Origin of the sequence: Phenylobacterium sp. (genome assembly GCF_004799395.1) — a bacterium.
Taxonomy (GTDB): Bacteria; Pseudomonadota; Alphaproteobacteria; order Caulobacterales; family Caulobacteraceae; genus Phenylobacterium.
Window position 1 is genome coordinate 1 of the sequence record NZ_SSMZ01000112.1, and the last position, 22019, is coordinate 22019.

Below are 22019 nucleotides of genomic sequence, written 5' to 3' on the forward strand. Positions count from 1 at the left end.
CCTGCACCGCGATGCGGGTGCGCAGGCCGTTGAGCAGCAGGGTCTGCTGGGTCTCGGCCAAGCCGATCTCCCAGGGTGAGCCGGCATGGGTCAAGGAGGTCAGCGGCGAGGCGCCCGTCCCGCCCTCGAAGCCCGAGATGGTGACGTGATCGGCGCGCGCCTTGGCGACGCCCGCCGCCACCGTGCCGACACCGACCTCGGAAACCAGTTTCACTGAAATCCTGGCCTGTTGGTTGACGTTCTTCAGATCGTGGATGAGTTGCGCCAGGTCCTCGATGGAATAGATGTCATGGTGCGGCGGCGGGCTGATCAGGCCCACGCCCGGCGTCGAATGGCGCACGCGCGCGATGTTCTTGTCGACCTTGTGGCCGGGCAGCTGGCCGCCCTCCCCGGGCTTGGCGCCCTGGGCCATCTTGATCTGGATGTCGTCGGCGTTGACCAGGTATTCCGCGGTCACTCCGAACCGGCCCGAGGCCACCTGCTTGATGGCCGAGCGCATGGAATCGCCATTGGGCAGGGTCTTGTAGCGATCGCTTTCCTCGCCGCCCTCGCCGGTGTTCGAACGTCCGCCAATGCGGTTCATGGCGATGGCAAGCGTGGTGTGCGCCTCGCGGCTGATCGAGCCGAAGCTCATGGCGCCGGTGGAGAAGCGCTTGACGATCTCGGCCGCCGGCTCGACGTCCTCGATGGGGATCGGGCCGCCCTCGCCGGGCTTCAGCCGCATCAGCCCGCGCAGGGTGAGCAGGCGCTCGGACTGCTCGTTGATACTCTGGGCGAAGGTCTTGTAGGCGTCCGGCAGGTTGCCGCGCACGGCGTGCTGCAGGTTGCCGATGGATTCCGGCGTCCAGGCATGGGTCTCGCCGCGCAGACGCCAAGCGTACTGGCCGCCGACATCGAGCATGGAGGCGTAGATCGGATTGTCGCCGTAGGCGTCGCGGTGGCGGCGCACGGCCTCCCCGGCGATCTCCGCCAGTCCAACGCCCTCGATGGTCGAGGCGGTGCCGGTGAAGTACTTCTCGATCAGCGCCGTCGACAGGCCGACAGCGTCGAAGATCTGGGCCCCGCAATAGGACTGGTAGGTGGAGATGCCCATCTTGGACATCACCTTCAACACGCCCTTGCCGATGGCCTTGATGTAGTTCTTGCGGACCTCATAGGCGGTCTGGCTGAGGCCGTTCTGGGTGCGCAGCGCTTCGATCGTCTGGAAGGCGAGGTAGGGGTTCACAGCTTCCGCGCCATAGCCCGCAAGCACGCAGAAGTGGTGCACCTCGCGCGCCTCGCCGGTCTCGATCACGAGGCCGGTCTGCATGCGCAGGCCCTGACGGATCAGGTGGTGGTGCACGGCCGCCGTGGCCAGCGCGGCGGGAATCGGCACCCGCTCCGGCCCCGTCGCCCGATCCGAAAGGATCAGGATGTTCATGTCGGCCAGCACGGCGTCCGTGGCCTCGCGGCACAGGCGTTGAAGCGCGCCCTCCAGGCCGTTGGCGCCTTCGCTCGCGGGCCAGGTGGTGTCGAGCGTGGCGGTGCGGAAGGCGCCGTCCAGGAGCTCGTTGATCGCCCGGATCTTGGCCAGGTCCTCGTCAGTGAGGATCGGCTGGGCCACCTCCAGGCGCTTGTGCGTGCCCGCCTGGCGACCGAGCAAGTTCGGCCTGGGCCCGATCATCGACACCAGGCTCATCACCAGCTCCTCGCGGATCGGGTCGATGGGCGGATTGGTGACCTGGGCGAAGTTCTGCTTGAAGTATTCGTAGAGCAGCTTCGGCCGGCGCGAGAGCACTGCGATCGGGGTGTCGAAACCCATCGAGCCCAGCGGATCGTCGCCCGACCTGGCCATGGGCTCGAGGAAGAACTGCAGATCCTCCTGGGTGTAGCCGAAGGCCTGCTGGCGATCGAGCAGGGTCGCCGGATCGTTGGAGGCGGCCGGGGTCTCCGGCATGGCGTCGAGGGACAGCTCCTCCAGCTTGAACTGGGTCTCGGCCAGCCACTCCTCGTAGGGCGCGGCCTCGGACAGGGAGCGCTTGATCTCCTCGTCCTCGATAATGCGGCCCTCTTCCATGTCGATGAGCAGCATCTTGCCAGGCTGCAGGCGCCACTTGCGCACGATCCGCTCTTCCGGAACGTCCAGCACGCCCACCTCGGACGCCATGATCACATGGTCCTGGTCGGTGATGATGAAGCGGGCGGGCCGCAGGCCGTTGCGGTCCAGCGTGGCCCCGATCTGCCGGCCGTCGGTGAAGGCCACGGCGGCGGGCCCGTCCCACGGCTCCATCAGGGCGGCATGGTACTCGTAGAAGGCGCGACGCCGGGCATCCATCAGCGGGTTGCCGGCCCAGGCCTCGGGCATCAGCATCATCACCGCCTGGGCCAGCGGATAGCCGCCGGCGACCAGCAGTTCGAGGGCGTTGTCGAGAGAGGCGGTGTCCGACTGCCCGTGCGGGATCAGCGGCCACATCTTGTTGAGGTCCGGCCCCAGTACGTCGCTTTCCAGCGTGCGCCGGCGCGCGTTCATCCAGTTCACATTGCCGCGCACCGTGTTGATCTCACCGTTGTGGGCGATGAACCGGTAGGGGTGCGCCAGGCGCCAGGACGGGAAGGTGTTGGTCGAGAACCGCTGGTGGACCAGGGCGAGCGCCGACTCCGTGCGCGGGTCGGTGAGGTCCTTGTAGAAGGTGCCGACCTGGTGGGCGAGCAGCAGGCCCTTGTAGACCACCGTGCGCGTCGACATCGACGGGATGTAGAGCTCGGTCAGCCCCGGCAGCTGGCGCTTGGCGGCCAGTTCCGCCAGGGGATTCTGGGTCTGCTTGCGGACGGCCAGCAGCTTGCGCTCATGGGCGTCCTGATCGCGGACATTGGGGCCGCGGCCGATGACCGCCTGGCGGATCACCGGCATCTGGGCCAGCACGGCCTCCCCAAGACCGGTCGTGTCGACCGGAACGTCGCGCCAGCCGATCAGCGGCTGCTTTTCGACGGTCAGGAAATGCTCGAGCTGTGACATCGCCATTTCGCGGGCGGCGACGTCGCGCGGCAGGAAGCACATCGCGACCGCGTATTCGCCCGCCGGCGGCAGGTCGACGCCCTCGTCCTGGGCCCAGGCGGCCAGCAGGCCGTGCGGAATCTGGATCAGGCAGCCCGCGCCGTCACCAACCAGGGGGTCCGCGCCGACAGCGCCGCGGTGGTCGAGGTTGACGAGGATCTGCAGGCCCGCCTCGATCACTTCGTGCGATTTGCGGCCCTTGATATTGGCCACAAAGCCCACGCCGCACGAGTCATGCTCGTTCGCCGGATCGTACAGTCCTTGCTTAGGGGGAAACCCCATCTCGTCCTCTTAGAACCCACGCCAAATACGCACGCTGAAACGCGGCCGAACCTCACATTCTTGAGAGGCTGGTCGTGTTCGCGGGCATTTACCCGGCAAGATCACCCCTTGTCGATGGCCGGAAAGCTGCGCCCGGGGAAGATTTTTCTAATGCCTGCCCCAGGGCGCCGGCCGCCGTTCAGGGCGCCGTGACCGTCGGCTTGCCCTGGCAACCGATCCAGCCGCCTTCCGCGCGGCGGTAGACCCACGGCGTGTAGGCCCCTGGCGGAAGCTTGGAGATGTAGAAGGTCTCGACAAAACCGCTCTGTTCGCCTGTCGGATTCTTGAAAAAGGCCGCGACGTCAGGCCGCGCCTTGTTCATGTCGAGCGAACCGACGAGGTCGCCGCCCGGCCCCTTCAGGGCAAGCAAGCCCCGGGGCGAGGTGACCTGGCGGCCGAGCTCGGACATCCATCCGGACGCCATGAAGGTGGCCTCCCCGCCAAGGCCCGGGGACAGCTTGACGATCTCGACGTTGCAGTTGGCCGTAAGCGCGGCCCCGGCCAGGATCGCTGCCGTCCGAGCGTCCGGCGCCGCCAGGGTCGGCACGACCGGCGCGGAGGGGGCCGGCTTCGTCCGCGGGGCGCTGCCCAGCATGCGATCGATCCGCGCCGTCGCCTCGGCGGAGGGGGCCGGCCCGTCGCCCATGGAGACCCGCAGGCCGTGCTCGACGATCTCGGCGACCACGATGTCGGGCTTGAACCGCTCGATCAGGTCCGGCCGCCAGAACCCGTCGTCGTTGTGCGCCAGGATGATCCGGCTGAAATGCGGATAGAGCAGCGGCAGGATCTCGTTGGAGAAGGAATCGCGGGTCATCAGCAGGACCGGCTTGCCCACCTCGCCAGTGTCGATGATCTGCGGCGCGGTCCAGTCATTGCGTGGCCCGAGAAAGGTCTTCTGGATCCTGGCTTCGCCCGCTGGGTTCTCGATGTGCGGGAAGCGCAGGTTCACGCTGTTGGCCACACCCAGCATCAAGGCCAGGTCCCGCGGGCGGTCGCCGCTGTCGCCCTTGGTGACCTCGAAATCCGACATCGGGTGCGGCGCGTCGGTAAAGCCCATCTCGTGCAGACGGCCGATGAGCGCGGCGTAGCCGGCGTAGGCGCCGTAGGCGTTCCAGTGGGTGTCGTGGCGGCTGTAGGTCATCGGGCCATGGCGCGTAGCCTCGGCGACCGCCGGATAGAGGTAGAGGATTTCGGCGAGGCCGGCCTGACGCACCAGCTTCGGTAGGATGACCGTGGCGCGATTCGGACTGGGGCCTGAGTACCAGGACGGGCCGTATTGCGGGTAGACCGCCTCCTTCGCCGGCCCGACGACGGTGAGATAGGCCGTCCCCCGGGCTCGCATATATTCCGTGCGGCCCGCGTAGGTCAGCAGCCAGGACCGGATCTCGGGCCCCAGCATCGGCGGATCGTTCCGCACTGCGCCCAGGTGAGTGTCGTTGTCGAAGAACAGCCAGCCGTCGCGCCCGACGATCACCCGGTTCGAGCCGCTTACGCCGGCCATCATCCGCAGCCGGTTCAAGGCCCCGATAAGATAGGGCCGCGCGGGGAAGTGATCGGCCACATAGGCATCGGCGGCCCTGCGGAAGCCGTCCAGGTCGCGCCAGCCCTTGGGCCAGGCCGGCGCCGGGGCCAGGATGCGGTTCTCATTGATGCCCGGCGGCTTCATGAACCGCGGAGCGATCCACGCCGCGGCCATCAGCACCGCGATGGTCGCGACCAGCAGTCTCCAGTGGAGGCGCGAGGCGAGGACCACCGTCAGAACCTGAAATAGAGGAAGGGGTTAAGCGTCGAGCCCACCAGCAGGGCGACCGACAGCACGAAGCCCGCCGCCAGCAGCGGGATCGGCAGGGCGTGCACGCTGCGCGTCTCCAGCCGCCCAGGCAGGTCCGGCCGTGGAGGCTCGGCGCGCGGCGCGCGCAGGCGCTGCATCAGGGCTGGCAGCAGGGGCGCGGCGAACAGGGTCCCCGCGACGAGGGCCGTCAGGGTCTGGGCGTCCAGGATGACGGAGAGCGCCGCGTCAGGCGGAAAGAACCGGGCCGGCTGGGCCATCTGGGCCAGATAGGCCAGCGCCCTGGGCAGGTCATCGGCCCGGAAGAACACCCAGCCGACCATCACCACCAGCAGGGCGTACAGGTGGCGCAGCACCCGCGGCGCCCGGTCGAGCAGGCGGCCCAGGCCGAACCGCTCCAGCATCAGGAAGCCGCCGTGATAAAGGCCCCAGACGATGAACCGCCACGCCGCCCCGTGCCAAAGGCCGGTGAGGAAGAAGACGATGAGCAGGTTCCTGACCGTCTGGCCCAGGCCGTTCCGGTTGCCGCCCAGGGGGATGTAGACGTAGTCGCGGAACCAGGACGACAGGCTCATGTGCCAGCGCCGCCAGAAGTCGGTGACCGACTGGGCGATGTAGGGGTAGTCGAAGTTCTTCGGGAAGGTGAAGCCCAGCAGGAAGGCCAGGCCGATGGCCATGTTCGAATAGCCGCAGAAATCGAAGTAGATCTGCAACGTATAGGCCCAGACGCCGAGCCAGGCCGTGGTGGCGTTAAGGCCCAGCAGGTCGGCGGAAAAAGCGTGATCGGCGAGCGGCGCCACCGCGTTGGCGATCAGCGCCTTCTGACAGAGGCCGACGATGAAATACTGCACGCCCAGCCCGATGTGACCGGTCTTGCGCCGGTCAGCGTGCATCTCGTCGCGGATGTCCGCGTAGCGTACGATCGGGCCGGCGATCAGGTGCGGGAACATCAGGATGTAGGCGGCGAAGCGCATCGGATCGCGCTCCACCTTCACCGAGCCGCGATGCACGTCGACGACGTAGCTGACCAGTTGGAAGGTGAAGAAGGAAATGCCCAGCGGCAGCCGCTGATGAACCTCGGGCAGCGGTGATCCCGGCAGGATGTGGTTCAGGTTCTGGGCCAGGAACGCGGAATATTTGAAGAAGCCGAGGACGGCGAAGTCGGCGACGATCAGGGCCGCCAGGATCGTCAGCCGTCGTCGCCTGGCAGCCGTCGCGTCGAGCCAGAGCGAGCCGGCGTAGTTCAGTCCGATCAGGCCCAGGAGCAGGAAGACGTAGCCGCCCTCGCCCCAGACGTAGAAGGCGGCGCTGCCCACCAGGAGCGCGCCGGCCCGCCAGCCCGAGACGTAGTAGCCGAGCAGGAAGACCGGCAGGAAATAGAAGATGAAGATAACCGAACTGAAGACCACGCTGCGGCGACCTCGAACCCGCGCGGGGCGTCAGAGTTTCGGCGCCGGCGCGCTCGGCGCAGGCGGCGCGCCGGCAGGCGCCAGCGCGGCGGGGTCCGGGTTCTCGGCGATAGCGATCTGACGGATCACAAAGGCGCCGCCGGGTTTGTCCTCCACGTCGAAGCGGATCTGGTTGATGGTCGATTGCATCCAGTCCGGGCCGCCCAGCGCCTGGTGTCTCATGTCGTAGACCAGGGTGGTGGTCTCGCCCACCTTGGGGTCGGCGCCGGAGACCGGCTTGCCGAGGAAGCTGATCGCCTCGCCGTGGATCGGCGTCGAATAGTAGAGCGCCCCGTCCCAGGCCGAGGCCGCCGCCGTGCGGGTCAGACGCACCAGGACCAGGGGATACTGGCCGCCGGGGACGTTCAGTCCCTTCGGCGAACGTATGGTCGGGTCGGCGATGGCCAGGTCGATCCCCTGCCCCACCGCCGGCGAGATGCGGCTGCCGACCGTCGTGAAACCCTCGGTCGAACCATCGAAGGTCCAGAGCTTGGCGGTCTTCAGCGGCTTGCCGCCCAGTTCGAAGCCGCCGGTCGTCGCGTTCCAATGGACAGGACCTGCGCGCTCCGGGCCGACCGGGACCTGCGCGACGGCGGTTTGATCCTTGATCGCCGGCCGATGGCAGGCGGCCAGCAGGACCGCCAGCGCGGCCAATCCGATCCAGGGCGATCGCTTCACTGGGTCGTCTCCATGCGGCGAGGCAGTCAAGGCCTCCGGATTCGCCCCAGGTTTAGCATGGCGAACAGCCCGGACCATGCGGCGCCGGCGATTTCCCCGGCCGGCGCCCACGTTGACACGCCGCCCGGTCGGCCCATCCTCGGCAAAACGAAGTCGGGGGAAACGTTGATGCCGGAGCCGGCCATGAGGGCGGAGGCGGACCGCCACATCTCCATAGACGCGGTGCGCGGATTCGCCGTGCTGGGCATCCTGCTGATGAATATCGTGGGCATGGGCCTGCCGGCCTTCGCCTATGTCGACCCGACCTACGCCGGCGGCTCCACGGGAGCGGATCTCTGGACCTGGGCGGTCAACAATGTGCTGACCGACGGCAAGATGCGGGCCCTCTTCACCATGCTGTTCGGGGCAAGTGCGGTGTTGATCGCCGAGCGCGCCGAAGGTGGGCGGCCCGGGCCCATGGCGACCCACTACCGCCGGATGTTCTGGCTGTTCGTGATCGGCATGATCCACGCCTATTTCCTGTGGTGGGGCGACATCCTGGTCACCTACGCCCTGGCCGGTCTGGTGATCTTCCCGTTCCGAAACCTCAGCGTGCGCTCGCAACTCGGCATCGGGGTGGCGGTCCTGGCGGCCCTGCTGGGCCTGAACCTGTTCGAGGCCCACGAACTCACCTTGCTGCACGCAGCCGCCATAGCCCCGGGCGCGACGCCGGACGCCATCAAGGCGTGGCAGGAAGCGTCGCAACTGGTGGCGCCGTCAGCCGATCTCGGCCGTCAGGAGATCGCCGGATACCGCGGCGGGTTCCTGGACGCCTTCCGGGTTCGATCGCTCGCCGCGCGGCTGATCCAGCTCTACCTGATGCCGACCAGTGAGATCCCCGAAGCGATCGGCCAGATGTTCGTGGGCATGGCGCTGTTCCGCAGCGGCTTCTTCACGCTTCGGTGGTCCAGCCGCGGCTACGTGGCGATGATCGCGGTGGGCTACCTCATGGCTGTGCCCGTGACCGCCTGGATCGCCTGGCGGATCTGGAAGGCCGGGTTCGAGCCCTTGACGCTCAACCGCCTGGAGGACTGGCAGCAGGTCACCCGCCCGCTGATCGGCCTGGCGCACGCGAGCGTGGTCCTGCTGCTGGTCCGCGCCGGCGCGGCCCAGGCCGCAGTCAACCGCCTGGCCGCCGCCGGGCGCATGGCCTTCAGCAACTACCTGATGACCTCGATCATCACGACCCTGGTGTTCTGCGGCTTCGGCCTGGGCCTCTACGGACAGCTGTCGCGGTTCCATGAACTCGCCGTGGTCGCCGGCGTGTGGGTGTTCATCCTGGCCTGGAGCAAGCCTTGGCTGGCGCGGTTCCACTACGGGCCGTTCGAGTGGGCCTGGCGCTCTCTTGTGCGGTGGAGCCCCCAACCCTTCGTGCGCGCACGTCCGCAACCCGCTGCGGCGGCGACCTGAGGGTCATGAATGACGTCGGCGATGGCGCGAGATCTCGGGCTCGAACCGAGGACCTCCAAATCCACAATCTATAGAATATTCATAAATTACAACAACTAAGAGAGTTTGAAGTGCAAATCGCCTCCCTAGAGGCAGCGCGCATCGCCTTCCAGCCCCGGTCGTCGCAAATACTCTCCGACGCCTTGGAAGCCATGACGACGTTTCGAACCCTGCCGCATTCGAAGCGCCCCGATCGGTGATCGAAACTCACCGAGTACCGGCATCTGCTTGCCACAGGATTGCTGAATGTACCAATAGGTGGTACATTGGGTCATTCGGAGTTTCGAATGATTGTCAGCTTTCGGGATGCTTGGCTGCAGACCTTCTTCGTTGACGATCAGCGGTCGAAAAACGTGCCGGCCGATCTGGAGAGCCGCCTTTTCCGCAAGCTGCAGATGATCGACGATGCAACGACCGACCAGGATTTACGCGTTCCACCGAGCAACCATTTCGAGAAGTTGCGCGGAAATCTCGACGGCTTCCATTCCATCCGCGTCAACAAGCAATGGCGGTTGATTTTTCGGTGGGATGGCGGACGCGGCCAAGCCATCGGCGTCTACCTTGATAATCACAGCTATCAGTGAGGTGAGCCATGTTGATGACCAAGCGCAAGCCCGCGACGGTCGCTGAAATTCTTGTGGAAGAATTCATGATGCCGATGGGCTTGACCCAGGCTGCCCTCGCGGAGGCGATGGGCGTCCAGCGCAAGCACGTCAACGAACTGTGCAACGACCGGAGAAGCGTGACGGCAGCCACAGCTTTGATTCTGGCCCGTGTGTTCGGCAACAGCCCTGACTTCTGGCTAAACGTCCAACGGCGGAGCGACCTTTGGAATGCAATGCACAGCCCTAAGGAGCGATCGCGGATTGAACGAGCCAAACCGTTGAAGAACGCAGCCTAGTGCATCCATTGATCTCGACAGCCTGGCCGCATTGCGGACAACCGGTCGAGGAACTGCGATCCGGAAGGGCGCGCCCATCGCTGAGCTGCAAACTGGATTGCAGGATTTCTGCAAAATCCGCCGGCGGCTGGTTGCAAAGCCGCCAATGTGAAATCCAAGCGGCATAGTGACTTGGCGATGGTACCAGCTCTCGGGCTCGAACCGAGGACCTCTAGATCCACAATCTAGCGCTCTAACCAACTGAGCTAAGCCGGCCCATCGCGAGGGGGGTTTCTAGTCGCGTGGCGGCCCGCGATCAAGCGGCGCAATTCCGGGACCGACCCATCGGCCTCAATCGGCGAGCAGCGGGCGGCGGTAGCGGCGGCTGCCAGCCAGTTCGCGCCCGTCGCGCAGGCGAACCACGAAGTCACCGGTGGGCTTGGAGTCCACCGCCGCCACGGCCTTTCGCCGCACCAGTCGCGAGCGGTGGATGCGCACGAAGCCCGCGGTCTGCAGCCTCTTCTCCATGGCCGACAGCGAGGCCCGATGCAGCAGGCCCGCGCCGCCGCGGTGCAGTTCCACATAGTTGCCGGCGGCCTCGACCCAGACGACGTCGTCCAGCGGCACGAAATGCCGGCGCGCGCCATCGCGGACCTCAAGCACCTCGGGCGCCGCCGAGACGCCCGGTGCCCGCCCCCTGATGGTCCGCCAGCCCGAATAGAGGGCAACTGAGGTGGCGTAGATCAGCAGGTCCTTGCGGCCTTCGTAGGCCCAGTCGTGCAGCGGGCCCCAGGGATCATAGCGCCCGCCCGCCATGGCGTAGACGCCGGCGCGCATCACGCCGATCAGGACCATGTGGGTCACAGAAAAGATCAATGCGCCTGCGGCGTGGGCCGCAAGCTTCGCCGCGCGCGGCGGCGCGCCCAGCCAGAACCGCCGGGTAAGCGCCATCACCAACGGAGAGACAGCGACGAGGTAGATCCCGCTGGACCCTTCCCAGACAAAGGGCTCCCAGAACACCAGCCTGCTTCCGGCCCGCAGGTGCTCGTCGTTGACATTCAGGGCGTTGACCATCAGCACCACGGCCAGCACAGCCGCAGTGACGGCGATGAACAGGCGATCGCCGGCCGGATCGGGCGCGATGCGCCCGGGCGCCGTGTCTTCACGGTCTTCGGCCTGGCTCACTGGCTCACCACGACGCCTCCCGGACCGCCAGCATGGGTCGCGCGCCGCCCTCTGTGAACCCGGCTTAGCGCAAAGAAAAGGCCCCGGAGCTCGCGCCACGGGGCCTGATCAAGTCCATCAGAGGAGCCCTAGTCTTTCGGCAGGTTCCACTTGATCGGGATGTTGATGTGCTGACCCTCGACGGGCGCGCCATCTTTCGTCGCCGGCTTCATCTTGAACAGCTTGCTCAAGCTGATCGCGGCGGTCGAGAAACCCATGTCGGCAGGGGTTTCCTCGGTCACCTGACAGCTGTCGAGCGTGCCACGCGCAGTGACGACGCAGCTCAAGGTCGTGTGACCGCTGACCCCCATCCGGGTCGCCCGGTCCGGATAGTACTTGGAGTACTCTTCGGGGCCCGGCTTGCGGATCCAGTCGGGGTTGGTGATCACCGACGGACGCGGCGCTTCAGGTGGCGGCGGGGCCGGCGGCTTCGGCTCCTCGATGTGCCGCTCGACCGGGGGAACCGGCAGAGGCGGGATCGACGGAACGTCGGGGACGGCGACCGGCGGCCTGGGCTGCAGCTTGGGCGGCGGCGGCGGCGGCGTGTTCGGCGGCGGAGGCGGCGGCGGCGGCGGGGGCGGGGGCGGCACTGGCTTGATCAGCGCCACATCCGTCACGTCGTCGGAGTACTCCTTGAAGTTCGGCTCGAACTTGCTCTTCCACAGATAGACGGCAAGTGCGGCGTGGACCACGATCGCGATGACGATGGCGATCCAGAAGCCCTTCTGGCGTCTCGGCCGCGGATCGTCGAACGGGTTATGGCTGCCGGTCAGATGGCTGGCGGCGCCGGGCGGTGATGTATCGGCCATGCGTCAGCGCCTCACTTGTTATTATCTTCGCCGACCAGGGCCACGCTGTAGAACCCGTTGTCCTGCAACATGTTCATCACGCCCATGAAGTCGCCGTACATCACGTCCTTGTCCCCGCGGATGAAAATCCGCTCGTGGGCCGGATCGCGTTTTGCGCCCACCTGCTTCCGTAGGTCATCGCCAAGCGAAGCGAGGTCCGTCGGGAAGTCCTGGATGAAGATCCGGCCGTTGGGCTGGATCGATATATAGACCGGCTTGGGCGGGTTGGTGCCCGGCTTGGCGACGGCGGGAGGAAGTTCGACCTTCACCGTGACGGCCGCCAGAGGGGCCGCCACCATGAAGATAATCAGCAGGACCAGCATGACGTCCACGAACGGCGTGACGTTGATGCTGCTGTTGGCTTCTTCCTCGTATTTGCCGCCGCCTGAGCCCCCGAGTTTGGCTCCCATCTGGCTTAGGCTCCTTTGTCGAGCTGCCGGGAGATCGCGTTCATCAGTTCAGCCACAAAGCCTTCCGTACGCGCGCCGTAGGCGGAGATCCGCGTCTGGAAGTAGTTGTAGAAGATAACCGACGGAATGGCGGCGAACAGACCAAGGCCCGTGGCGAGCAGCGCTTCGGCGATGCCGGGCGCCACAACGGCGAGGTTGGTCGTGTTGGTGTTCGCGATCCCGATGAACGAGTCCATGATCCCGTACACGGTGCCGAACAGGCCGATGAACGGACCGTTGGAACCGACCGAGGCCAGGAACTGCATGCCGCTGGAAAGGCGCCGGGTGAGCGAGGCCTGAACGGCGGACACGGCGTGCTCGGCGCGGCTAAGGGTCGTTTCGCGGTGTTCCCCGGCGACGTGAAGCCCGGCCTGACGGCTGAGCTCGATCTCCTGGGCGGCCGCGGCGGCCATGTCGGCCAGCGGATTGCCGTCGAATTCTTCAGCAACCGCGATGCGGCCCATGTCGTTGATCGACTTCGCGCTGCGGAAGGCTTCGAGGAAGCTGTCCGAAACGCGGTTGAGGGCGCGGAACTCAAGGAGCTTGGTGATGAGCAGGGTCCAAGAGAACACTGAGGCCAGCAGCAGGCCCAGCATCACGACCTTAACGACGGGCTTGGCGTCCATGAACATGGTGCCGATGCCCATCTTGCCCGCGTGCTTCATTTGCGGGGGAAGGCTCGCGTCCGCAGACGCATCAGCGGCGGGGGCGGCGGCCGGAGCGGCAGCATCCGCAGCAGGAGCCGCGGCGGCCGGAGCCGGAGCGGCGGGGGCGGCGTTCTGTGCGAACGCCGGGGCGCTCGCCATAAGCGCGACGGCGCCGACGAGAGCAATGAAAGGGGTCTTCAGTTTGTTGTCGAACATCTGTCGCCAGTTCCTGGTTGGTCTAGCACGAGTGGCCAAAGGGTCGTCGCGCGAGAGCGTCTCCACCCTAGTTGAAACAATCCCGGCGCCTTGAACCGATTGCCCGGTCCTTGACGTCAGGCCGCTGTCGCTGCGCCGCGACCCGTAACGCGTGGTCCCAACACGAATGAAGGGGCAACGTTTCGAAGGCGCGAGGCGAACTCTTCCGCCCCGGGGGGCCTCTGAGGTCTTACCGCTATCTTAGACTTGCGGCTCGGGTCCTTTGGCAACCCCTTAATGAGGCGTCAAGGGGGCAGACGATAACGGGGTCTTGCGAAAGTTCCATGGCGCCCCATGGCGCACTGCACTGCACAAATCTTGATCGAAGAGGACAGCGCCTGATTTCTACCCTTACGGGAAATTAATGTTGCGCTGCGGTATGTATTTCACAAATGTAATCTGTACGGCGTATCGAGTTAATTCCAGGCATTTGCGCGCGATCCAGTCAGTTTCGCCTGGACCTGGCGGCGCGCCCCGGATTGGCCGGACGTCGCGCGGAAAGGTCCGCCGGCGCCGCGCTGCAATGAAGTAGCGCCTGAGGGCGGATCCGAACCCCCGATACGCGGATTTTCAAGCCTCCGCTTCCGCCTTTGAAATCAGCGCCAAGCCGCCCTGCGATTGGAAAACATCGCCCAACGTCTCGAACAGCCAACCTCCGATTGGAAAACGCCCCTGCCCCGAATTCGGGCGCCCAAAGCGCCCGGCGGGCGCCCGCCGCTCCTTATTCAGGCCGAGGATTGCGTACGGCTCATCCCGCCATCGCTAAATCGCCCTGGGCCTCGACCGAAACATCGTTCCAGGCCTCCCAGGTTTCGATCCGCTTCGCATATTCCGCCTTGGTCATGGGAAGACCCACGACGCCCAGAAAAATCCGCAGCGGCGGATCCTCGGCGTCTACCACCTTCAGGATCGCGACGCCGCTGGCCTCCGGATCGCCGGGCTTGGCGCTCGCCCGGGCCGCAGCGCGGGCGGCCCGAATTTCATCGTAAGCCGCGATGGGTGCGGCCCGCTTGGCTGACGGCCCACTCCAATCTGTGGCGTAGCCGGCCGGCTCCACGATGGTGACCTTGATCCCGAAGGCCGCCACCTCGGCGGCCAGCGACTGGCTGAACCCTTCCAGGGCCCATTTTGACGCGTGGTACAGGCCGATTGTCGGGAACGCGTTCACCCCGCCAATCGAGGAGACCTGAAGGATGTGGCCAGAGCCCTGGGCCCGCATCTGCGGCAGGACGGCCTGCGTCACCCACAGCGCCCCGAAGAAGTTGGTCTCCATCTGGGCGCGCGCTTCGGCCTCGCTGACCTCCTCGATCGCGCCGAACTGCCCATAGCCGGCATTATTGATCGCCACGTCGATCCGCCCGAAGCGCGCGATGGTTTGCGCAACCGCAGCATCAACTGACGCCTTGTCGTCGACATCCAACGGGAGGGCCAGGACCTGGTCTCCGTAACGGTCCACCAACGGCTTCAGCGCGCCGGCATCCCGGGCGGTCGCGGCGACTTGGTCGCCCCGCGCCAGAGCCGCCTCGGCCCAGATCCGGCCGAAACCCTTCGAGGTCCCGGTGATGAACCACACCTTGTTCGTCATACTATTGCTCCCGAAGATGCCGCCGCCCGGCAGACATGGGGACGTCAGATCAAAGCGCCAGCCCCAATCTCGTCCCAGCGCCCTGCGCATCGCGAACTCATCGTCGGCCAACAGCACCGACCTGCTGAGACCCCCGTCTCCATAGGCATAGGCGGCATATGCGACCGGACTATTCACCTCTGTCGGCCCAAGGGATCGCGAGGGTGCAAAGCCGAATGCCGCGACGACACCGGGCTGCTATTGTCAGTCCATGCTGATCGACACCGCCTGCCAAGCCGTGCGCCACGGCAAGGTCCTGGAGCTGCGCTACGATGGCTTCAGCCGCTGCGTCGAGGTGCACGCCTGCGGCTACACCAAACAGGGTCATGCGGTGCTGCGAGGCTGGCAGGTCAGTGGCGGCAGTACGAGTGGCGAGCGGCAGGGCTGGAAGCTGATGCGGCTCGACGAGGCCTCGGCGGCGCACTTGTCGGACGAGGCGTCTCAGGCGCCGCGGCGGGGGTTCAAACTCGGCGACCCGGCTATGGCGCGCATCGTCTGCGAGGTTAGTCCGCGGTTCTGAACCTCGCCATACCGATTCAAGACTCGATCCGAATCCAACCTCCAGCGTTTACGAAGCAGCATGACAGCCCCTCCCCGCCGACCTGTCCTTCATCTCAAAAACCCACCAGCTCGGCCGCAGACCGCGTCCTTGGACGTTGGCTGGCGCTGCAAGCCCTGTGGGGCGTCGGTCGAAATCGGCGCGACGCTCGACGGCCAAGACGAGGTTCGTTGCCCGTCCTGCAACGCATCGCTGGGGCGCGCCGAACAGTTCAGGAGCGACCCGCCGCAGTTTCAGCGAGTTCGAGCGCGCAGAGTTATCGTCGGCAGCCCCCTCTGAGAGTGCTGCTCGCCGCGCTGCGATCCCCCTGCCATAGGGGTCCGCTCGCTGCCTCCGCACGCCAACCTCAGATTGATATCGCGACAATATGAAAGCTGAGGTAGCGTTCTCGCCGAACGCTGGTTTCGGGGGACCGCGCTCACCTCACTCTTGCCGCCATCGGCATGGCCATGCCCCCGAACCCGAGGAGGGTCACATGGGGCGTTGGAAATCAGGTCTCGGCGTACTGGTGCTGTTGGCGGGCTGCCTCGCCAGTTCGCAGCCAGCGATGTCGCAAAGGGCGACGCCGTTTCTGTCGGAGCCGCGGACATTGGAAGCGCTGAAGGCGCTTCAGACCGCAAAGCCCTTCCAGGACAGCGATGGCCAGAAGCCGCCGCCGGTCTTGGCCACACGCCGCAGCAGGGTCTCGGCCTCGGGCGTTCGGCCGTGCTGGGAGAGCCAGGTTGCATACCGCGTCGGCTCGGTGGCCGCATAGATGGTCTCGGCGCCCCTCTGCAGCAGGACGTCGACGTCCCCATCGGCCTGCACCAGCTTGACGCCGGGGTGTCCGGCGACCCGCACGCTGAACGCCAAGGCTCCCTTGTCGGCGCCTCCGGTCACATGGGCGAGTTCGCTGGAGACGGTCGTCTGATGTCCGACCAAGTCGCGCAGCAGCCGCTCGGCCTCCCCCACCGAGACCCCCGTGGACGGAATCTCGACCTTGACGTCTGCGATGGTCCCTCCCCCCAGCGCGGCGCGCCGCTGGGGTGTGGAGGTCCCGTCCTCCAAGGTCCCAAGCTTGTCTTCGAGGCCCTTGGCCAGCGCCTGGCCCGACCAGCCTTGCTGGACGAGGTCCGCCGGCGCGCCGGCCGCCTCGATGACCAGGCTCCGGTCCTGGCTGACGGTATAGGTCGCGACACCGATACCGACGACGACGGTGAAGCCCACCGCAATCGTGGAGATCTGGATGATCACCCGGAGCCGGTCGCTGAACCGCCGCAGCTCCATGTGCTTCAGCTGGGCGCCCATGTGGCGACGCTGGTCGGCCATCAAGGCGCGCTGGTCGGCGAGGAACCCTTCCGCGGCCGCATCATGCGCCTTGCGCGAGCCGCCGCGGACCCGCGAGAGCGCCAGGGTGGTGGCCGCGTCCTCGACCCCGAGACCGGCTCCCACCTCGGGTCCCTCCTCGGAGAGTTCGTCTAGCAGTTCGGACATGGCGCCGCCCCCAAACAACGGCGTTATGGAAGGCGCTCAATCACCCGGCGTCAATTGGAGGTTGTACGTCGCGGCGACCGCGCCCTGAGGGAGATCAATTCGCGGGCGGCGGCCGGGTCCAGCGATCCTCAGGCGGGAATCCGCTCGCGTCCGCCGCCACGCCAGGGAAGTCGTCTCACGAGCCTGGCCGCGCCGAACACCCCCGCAACGTCCAGGACTTTCCCGCATCTGAGATGCGAGAAAGTCCAAATCCTACGACCGCCTGTGAAGCTTCGGCGTGACAACCGCCTCCATACCCCACGCTGTACCGCAGTAGCCTGCACGCATGACCCAAGCTATCACCGGCTCCGGTGCCCTACCCCGCGGCTACACCTCGGCTACCCTAGTCCCAGGTCAGCCGCAGGGTCGGGTCGATCCGCGCGCGAAGGTCATCGCTGACCATCGCCGCCTCCGCGAACGACGGCCACACCGCCACTGCGTCGCGCACCTCCTGCACGATCGTCCGGGCCCGCGCCGCACTGAGCGAGGCCGCCCTCGCCGCCGCCTCGAAGTCCTCGCGCTCGAAGCCGTCGCGCTTGCCGTTCACCGACATCTGGTGGCGCTGCGTCCACTCCCCGGTCGGGTTGAAGCTCCAGGTGATGTCGTAGGCCGGCGACAGGCTCCAGGCGCCCGTGCGGTCCATGAGGAAGCTGATGTTCTTGACGTGGTCGTCCTGGTTGCGGGCGACCACGTTGAACACCATCCGGCGGTACTGCTCCTCAACCGCCTCGGTCGGCAGCCCGAGCTGCCGGATCACCAGCATCGCCTGCTCGTAGGCATAACCGACGGGATTGTTGAAGTCGTAGTGCGCCATCGCCGTCAGCGTCTGGACGTGCAGCTTGCCGCCGCCGGACAGACGGTCAAAGCGCTCGGTCATGAAGTGCCGTCGGCCGTTCTCCTCCAGCAGGCGGGTTTCGGTCATGGTGATACCGGCCGCCCGGGCCATCTTCGAATAGGCGTACTCTACCGCCCCAAATCCCTTGGGGTCGGCGAACTCCTTGTCGCGGTTGTCGGTCACCCCGTCGAACTTCAGCAGCCAGTAGCTGAAGCCCTCCCCGGCCGCGACCTGGCCGGAGCGCACCTCATTGGTCTCCCGGTTCCAGGCGATCACCGCCTTTGCGCGCGCCCCGCCGGCCGAGGTGCCGACCCGCAGGATGTCGCGCAGGCCGTCAGCCTTGTCCGCGCCCGCAAACGAGGCCTGCAGGTCTGCGCGGTGGCTCAACACCTCCGAGGCCAGCTCGACCAGCGCGCCCACGTCGACGCGGGCAGCGGCGCTGAGGTTGGGGCCCTGCGCCGGCGCGAACTCCAGGGCGCCCATGCCCCGCGAGCCCGTGTAGCAGAGGCGTTCCACGGCGTTGAAGCTGTCGCCAAGCCGGCCCTGACTGGCCAGCCAGGCGTCAACCAGCAGATTCCCGTAGCGGTCCGGCAGGCTGTCGGCGAGCAGGCCCGGCAGGCCATGGAAGGTCCGCCGCGGCAGTTCCGGGAAGCTGAAGGTCCGCCGGCCCAACGGCATCATCAGGGGCGCGATTTCGATGCCGCTCCCCTGGAACTCCGGCGTGTAGGCGAAGGTCGCCACGTCGCCGTCGTCGGGCAGCGAGACCGCCCCGATGGGCGTATCCCACAGGCGCACTTGCGCGAGGGTGGTCACCGCTCATCACCCCAGACCCAAGGCTTCGCCGCCGACCGGCCCTCGGCGGTCGGACGCGCGCGCTGGCGGGTCTTCCCGCGCAGCTTCAGGACTGAGACCGGATTGGGTTGGGGTTCCGGCAGCAGAGCGTCCAGCCCCGCGAGGCGGTCCAGAGCCCGCAGGCAGCGGATCAGGTTGGCGAGGGTGCTGGACTCGCCGTTCTCAAGGCGCTCGACCGTGCGCTTGGACACGCCGGCCTGGGCGGCCAGCTGCGCCTGGGTCAGGTCCTGCGCGAGGCGCTCCGCCTCGAGCCGGTGGCCCAGCTCAGTGGTGATGAACTCGTCGGTGGCAAGGGGGCCAAATTTCATAACTCGCCATATATGGCGACTTAAGACCAAATTGCAAGTTAACTCGCCATTAGCGGCGAATTATCTTGGACTCCTGGAACTCGCCATCTTTGGCGAATTGCGGGCGTTGATATCCATGACTCGTCATTTTTGACGAATTATGTGCACGCTGAAACCTGAGCCGGAAGCCGCCCACAACAGTGACTGATCTCGGCGACCCACCACGCGGCCAACTCCACACGGAAAGGATCCCGCCACCGGGGCGACCGCACCCTTGGCGCATGGCGCTTCGAACCCTGGCCGTCTCGGCGAGGCTGCCTGTGAGCCGCCGCTCAGGGCCTGGCATGAGGGGGTCTGGAACACCCTAGTCGCCGACGGCGCGGCGAACCAACTGGCTGAGCGCAAAGAGCGCTTCTACGCAGGAGACTACAGCCAGATCTCCATCGTTCGCGAATAGAACCGGCGCGAGGTCGAAGGGGCCGACGCTCTTGCCGTCCTGCAGCATTCGACGCAGTTCAGCCGGTCCGAGCGCAATGCCGCGGCCGAGCGGATCGAGCCGGAGCGCGGACGCAACCACATGCTGACGGCCTCTTCAGTAGGCCAGCCAGGTGAAGACCCTGAAGGTGTTGTTGTCTGAGGCGTTCGCGCCCGCGCCGTCGAAGTTCCGGCCTGCGCCATCGAAGCGGCTGTAGAGCGTGTACTGCACGCCCACCCTCATGTTGAATCGAGGACCGAGCGGGCTCGTCCCCTCACCCCAGGGGGTACCGTCCAGCTGCAGGGTCACGCCGCTGGAGTCCGGGCGGAACGTGCGGTTGTCCGGGAAGAGCACCGGATTGGCTGGGCCGAAGGTGTCGAACAGCGCCACCGTGGCCCCGATCTTGTTACGCCAATAGTAGGACGCGTCGGCGCGCAGATCGGTAAGCCGGGCATCGGCGCAGCCGGGCGCGGGGCCGGCGAGCGCGCAGGTCGCGTTCAAGGTCTGGCGCTCGTCGAGCCAACGGGCGTTGAAGGTGGCCACGTCGCCGTTGTCGAAGGCCTTCTGATAGGAGCCATCGAGGCCCAGATCCTGGTAGCGGTCAGTCAGACCCGTCAGGCGATCGCGGCCCGGGTGGATCTCGGTGCGCATGCCGAAGGCGCCGACTTGCAGTGTCCCGTCGGCGACCTTGGCCTGGTAGGCGACGCGGCCGTAGGGGGCGAGGCCATCGATGTCGCCGGGGTCGAAGGGATCGGCGCCCAGGTGCGTCAGGGCGGACTGCGAAGGCGAACCATAGGCGCCGCCCTCGACATAGACTGCAGAGTCGACCCAGGCGTAGGCCGTCACGCCAAGGGTGTCCTGCGCCAAGGCTCCGAGGAACAGCGGCGAGGCTGAGGGCGACGGGGCGAGCGCGGAACTGGTGTAGGGGAAGCCCCATGCCGGCAGGGTGTTCCAGGCGTCCTGGACGCCGGGGCTGTTATTTAGGCTGAGGCCCAGTACGACCTCCTTGCCGCCGAGATGGGTGACGGTCACGGCGCGCAGATCGAGGTTGTCCCAGGTCCAGGCCTTGGCGACGCCATCGTAGGTGGTCTGGACGAACCCGCCGAAATGGGAGCCGAGGCCGCCAGCGACGAACAGGCTGACCTGGTCGAGAGCCGCGTTGTTGTTGGTGGAGAACCCGTCGGCGGGCGGGCTCGCCTGCTTCTTCTGAGTGGCGACCCAGGAGGCCACGGCCATGGCTGAGACCGGCAGGTTGAAGTCGACCGCGCGCTCGGTGTAGCCGCGGAGCTTGAACTCACGGCCATAGGGCGTGAGCTGCGGCCCAAAGCCGCCCACATGACAGGACTGGCACGGATGGCCGGTCTGGATGGCGAAGCTGGGCACAGCGAGCGCCGAGCCTGCGCCCATCACGGCGAAAACGAGGGACATGAGCGCAGTGGTCCAGAACCGGCGCAACAGGTTCGGTTCTCTCGGGGTGCGCTGGAGGCGCGCCACTAGGCGTTCTTCTTATACTGACTGCACCAGCCGCCAGCTTCGACGGGGCTCTCGACCGTCTTGCATTTCGACGGCGGCTGGAAGGCGTTGCAGGTGTTGCAGCCTTTCCCCGCCTTTGGATGGCTCTGATAGTCGACGGATTTCTGGGAGGCTTTCGCGGCGGCGGCGGTCGCCGCCAGCCCGGCGGCGCTTGCGCTCCCCAGGGCCAGTGCACCGGCCGCCAGGCCCAAGACGCCGCGCCGCGACGCCATCCGGCGCGCGGGAGTTCTTACGTCGTGCATGTCCAGAGATTGCCCACCGCGCAGCGCTTTCCCAATGGAATGCTGAGGGCGGGCCCTTCCACCCCTGTAATGCCTCGTCAGATGCTAGGTTCCCGACATAAGCGCGGCGGGATGTATCCGCACCAAAAGCGCGTCCGTTGGACAGCGTGCTGGACTCGCCGTTCTCGAGCCGCTCGACGGTACGCTTGGACACCCCAGCCTGGGTCGCCAGCTGCGCCTGGGTCAGGTCCTGCGCCAGGCGCTCGGCTTCGAGCCGGCGTCCCAACTTCGCGGTGATGAACTCGTCGGTAGAGAATGATTGGAATTTCATAACTCGCCAGATATGGCGACTTAATTTCATATATCAATTTAACTCGCCTAATCTGGCGAATTATCTTTCAGCCAGGTAAATCGCCATATTTGACGACTTCTGCATATATGCCTTCATATTTCGTCAACTTTGGCGAATACCCGCCTGACTGCAGAACCCCTTGCCGCCGCCACCCCTATTGCAGCGAGGCCCTACGCGGCGCGCCGAACCGCAGCGCCAGCTCTGCCGAGATCGCCTGCGTCTCCGCCCTGATCTCAGCGGCCTCCTCGACATCGGCCACCGCGGCTCGACAGCCCAGCACGATGCAACGGTCCGCCGCGGAGCGAGGGCGGATTCCGCGCCTCGTTCTTCAAGCGGGTGAGTTATCGCCGAAAGCCGGCCATCGCCGGGGGCCGGTGGACCTGCGTCATATGGTTGCTCGACAAGGCCAGGATCTCGGGCTGGAGGTGAATCTGTCAGTCCCAGGCATCGAGATGGCTTCAAACCAGCCGGAGACAACTGACCGTCGCCGCCAGTCAGTCGTTGTACGTCATTGACTTAGACGTCAATGGCGTCTTTCTCTTGCTTTTTGGGCGTCATTGGCGTATAGCATTGCCAATGTCCACGAGGCTCATCACCGTCGCTGAAACCAAGCTTTTTGTGCGCCAGGCTGCAACGGTTTGGAGCGACGACGAGCGGACCGAGTTCGTGAACTACATCGCCGCCTCCGGACGCAGGTGACGTCATTCC

Annotated in this window: 20 protein-coding genes, 1 tRNA gene and 1 pseudogene; 5 read left to right on the forward strand and 17 right to left on the reverse strand. The window is 66.3% G+C overall.

The window, feature by feature from the left end; all coding sequences use genetic code 11:
- From gltB to E8A12_RS07795, 4 genes are all read right to left on the reverse strand, one after another.
- Positions 1-3316 (reverse strand): glutamate synthase large subunit (gene gltB, locus E8A12_RS07780; RefSeq protein ID WP_293367350.1); only part of this gene is annotated, 3316 nt, incomplete at its 3' end.
- Between the two features lie 178 nt (positions 3317-3494).
- A complete protein-coding gene (locus E8A12_RS07785) occupies positions 3495-5108 on the reverse strand; it encodes a hypothetical protein (RefSeq protein WP_293367351.1) in 1614 nt (537 codons plus the stop codon).
- Between the two features lie 2 nt (positions 5109-5110).
- Positions 5111-6553: an MBOAT family protein gene (locus E8A12_RS07790; protein WP_293367352.1), complete on the reverse strand. Its 1443-nt coding sequence runs from the start codon at positions 6551-6553 to the stop codon at positions 5111-5113.
- Positions 6554-6583: 30 nt separating this feature from the next.
- The gene (locus E8A12_RS07795) at positions 6584-7270 is read right to left on the reverse strand and encodes a hypothetical protein (RefSeq protein ID WP_293367353.1); all 687 of its coding nucleotides are present in this window, start codon (positions 7268-7270) and stop codon (positions 6584-6586) included.
- A 183-nt stretch (positions 7271-7453) separates the two neighbouring features.
- On the opposite strand from E8A12_RS07795, the gene E8A12_RS07800 reads away from it, so the two are divergent.
- The 3 genes from E8A12_RS07800 (at position 7454) to E8A12_RS07810 (ending at position 9659) form a co-directional block, all read left to right on the forward strand.
- The gene (locus tag E8A12_RS07800; protein WP_293367354.1) at positions 7454-8719 is read left to right on the forward strand and encodes a DUF418 domain-containing protein; all 1266 of its coding nucleotides are present in this window, start codon (positions 7454-7456) and stop codon (positions 8717-8719) included.
- Positions 8720-9045: 326 nt separating this feature from the next.
- Positions 9046-9342: a type II toxin-antitoxin system RelE/ParE family toxin gene (locus E8A12_RS07805; protein ID WP_293367355.1), complete on the forward strand. Its 297-nt coding sequence runs from the start codon at positions 9046-9048 to the stop codon at positions 9340-9342.
- An 8-nt stretch (positions 9343-9350) separates the two neighbouring features.
- On the forward strand, positions 9351-9659 hold the full coding sequence (locus E8A12_RS07810; protein WP_293367356.1) for a HigA family addiction module antitoxin: 309 nt from the start codon (positions 9351-9353) through the stop codon (positions 9657-9659).
- A gap of 178 nt (positions 9660-9837) precedes the next feature.
- Here the strand turns inward: E8A12_RS07810 and E8A12_RS07815 are convergent.
- The 6 genes from E8A12_RS07815 to E8A12_RS07840 all read right to left on the reverse strand — a co-directional run bounded on the left by E8A12_RS07815 (position 9838) and on the right by E8A12_RS07840 (position 14757).
- A tRNA-His gene (locus tag E8A12_RS07815) sits at positions 9838-9914 on the reverse strand.
- 75 nt (positions 9915-9989) lie between these two features.
- Entirely contained in the window at positions 9990-10823 is an 834-nt protein-coding gene (locus E8A12_RS07820) for a LytTR family DNA-binding domain-containing protein (RefSeq protein ID WP_293367357.1), read from the reverse strand.
- Positions 10824-10951: 128 nt separating this feature from the next.
- Positions 10952-11671 (reverse strand): energy transducer TonB, encoded by a 720-nt coding sequence (locus E8A12_RS07825; protein WP_293367359.1) that lies wholly within the window; start codon positions 11669-11671, stop codon positions 10952-10954.
- 11 nt (positions 11672-11682) lie between these two features.
- On the reverse strand, positions 11683-12120 hold the full coding sequence (locus E8A12_RS07830; RefSeq protein ID WP_293367361.1) for a biopolymer transporter ExbD: 438 nt from the start codon (positions 12118-12120) through the stop codon (positions 11683-11685).
- A 5-nt stretch (positions 12121-12125) separates the two neighbouring features.
- Positions 12126-13022 carry a MotA/TolQ/ExbB proton channel family protein gene (locus tag E8A12_RS07835; RefSeq protein WP_293367363.1) on the reverse strand — a complete coding sequence of 299 codons (897 nt, stop codon included), beginning with the start codon at positions 13020-13022 and terminating at the stop codon, positions 12126-12128.
- Between the two features lie 787 nt (positions 13023-13809).
- Positions 13810-14757, reverse strand: coding sequence for an SDR family oxidoreductase (locus E8A12_RS07840; RefSeq protein ID WP_293367365.1), 948 nt, complete (start codon positions 14755-14757; stop codon positions 13810-13812).
- A gap of 139 nt (positions 14758-14896) precedes the next feature.
- On the opposite strand from E8A12_RS07840, the gene E8A12_RS07845 reads away from it, so the two are divergent.
- Complete coding sequence (locus E8A12_RS07845; RefSeq protein ID WP_293367367.1) at positions 14897-15205, forward strand: hypothetical protein; 309 nt, start codon at positions 14897-14899, stop codon at positions 15203-15205.
- A 648-nt stretch (positions 15206-15853) separates the two neighbouring features.
- Here the strand turns inward: E8A12_RS07845 and E8A12_RS07850 are convergent.
- From E8A12_RS07850 to E8A12_RS07880, 7 genes and pseudogenes are all read right to left on the reverse strand, one after another.
- The gene (locus E8A12_RS07850; protein WP_293367369.1) at positions 15854-16717 is read right to left on the reverse strand and encodes a hypothetical protein; all 864 of its coding nucleotides are present in this window, start codon (positions 16715-16717) and stop codon (positions 15854-15856) included.
- 382 nt (positions 16718-17099) lie between these two features.
- Positions 17100-18404, reverse strand: a complete 1305-nt coding sequence (locus E8A12_RS07855) for a HipA domain-containing protein (RefSeq protein ID WP_293367371.1) — start codon at positions 18402-18404, stop codon at positions 17100-17102.
- On the reverse strand, positions 18401-18751 hold the full coding sequence (locus E8A12_RS07860) for a helix-turn-helix transcriptional regulator (RefSeq protein WP_293367373.1): 351 nt from the start codon (positions 18749-18751) through the stop codon (positions 18401-18403). The genes E8A12_RS07855 and E8A12_RS07860 overlap by 4 nt, the downstream gene beginning before the upstream one ends.
- Positions 18752-19094: 343 nt before the next feature.
- Complete coding sequence (locus E8A12_RS07865; RefSeq protein ID WP_293367375.1) at positions 19095-19307, reverse strand: hypothetical protein; 213 nt, start codon at positions 19305-19307, stop codon at positions 19095-19097.
- 15 nt (positions 19308-19322) lie between these two features.
- Positions 19323-20633, reverse strand: a complete 1311-nt coding sequence (locus tag E8A12_RS07870; RefSeq protein WP_293367377.1) for a hypothetical protein — start codon at positions 20631-20633, stop codon at positions 19323-19325.
- 65 nt (positions 20634-20698) lie between these two features.
- Positions 20699-20929 carry a hypothetical protein gene (locus E8A12_RS07875; protein ID WP_293367397.1) on the reverse strand — a complete coding sequence of 77 codons (231 nt, stop codon included), beginning with the start codon at positions 20927-20929 and terminating at the stop codon, positions 20699-20701.
- 211 nt (positions 20930-21140) lie between these two features.
- Positions 21141-21320, reverse strand: a pseudogene (locus E8A12_RS07880) (helix-turn-helix transcriptional regulator); the annotation flags it as partial.
- 567 nt (positions 21321-21887) lie between these two features.
- Between E8A12_RS07880 and E8A12_RS07885 the strand changes: the two are divergent.
- Positions 21888-22010, forward strand: a complete 123-nt coding sequence (locus E8A12_RS07885) for a hypothetical protein (protein ID WP_293367379.1) — start codon at positions 21888-21890, stop codon at positions 22008-22010.
- The last annotated feature ends 9 nt before the right edge of the window (positions 22011-22019 follow it).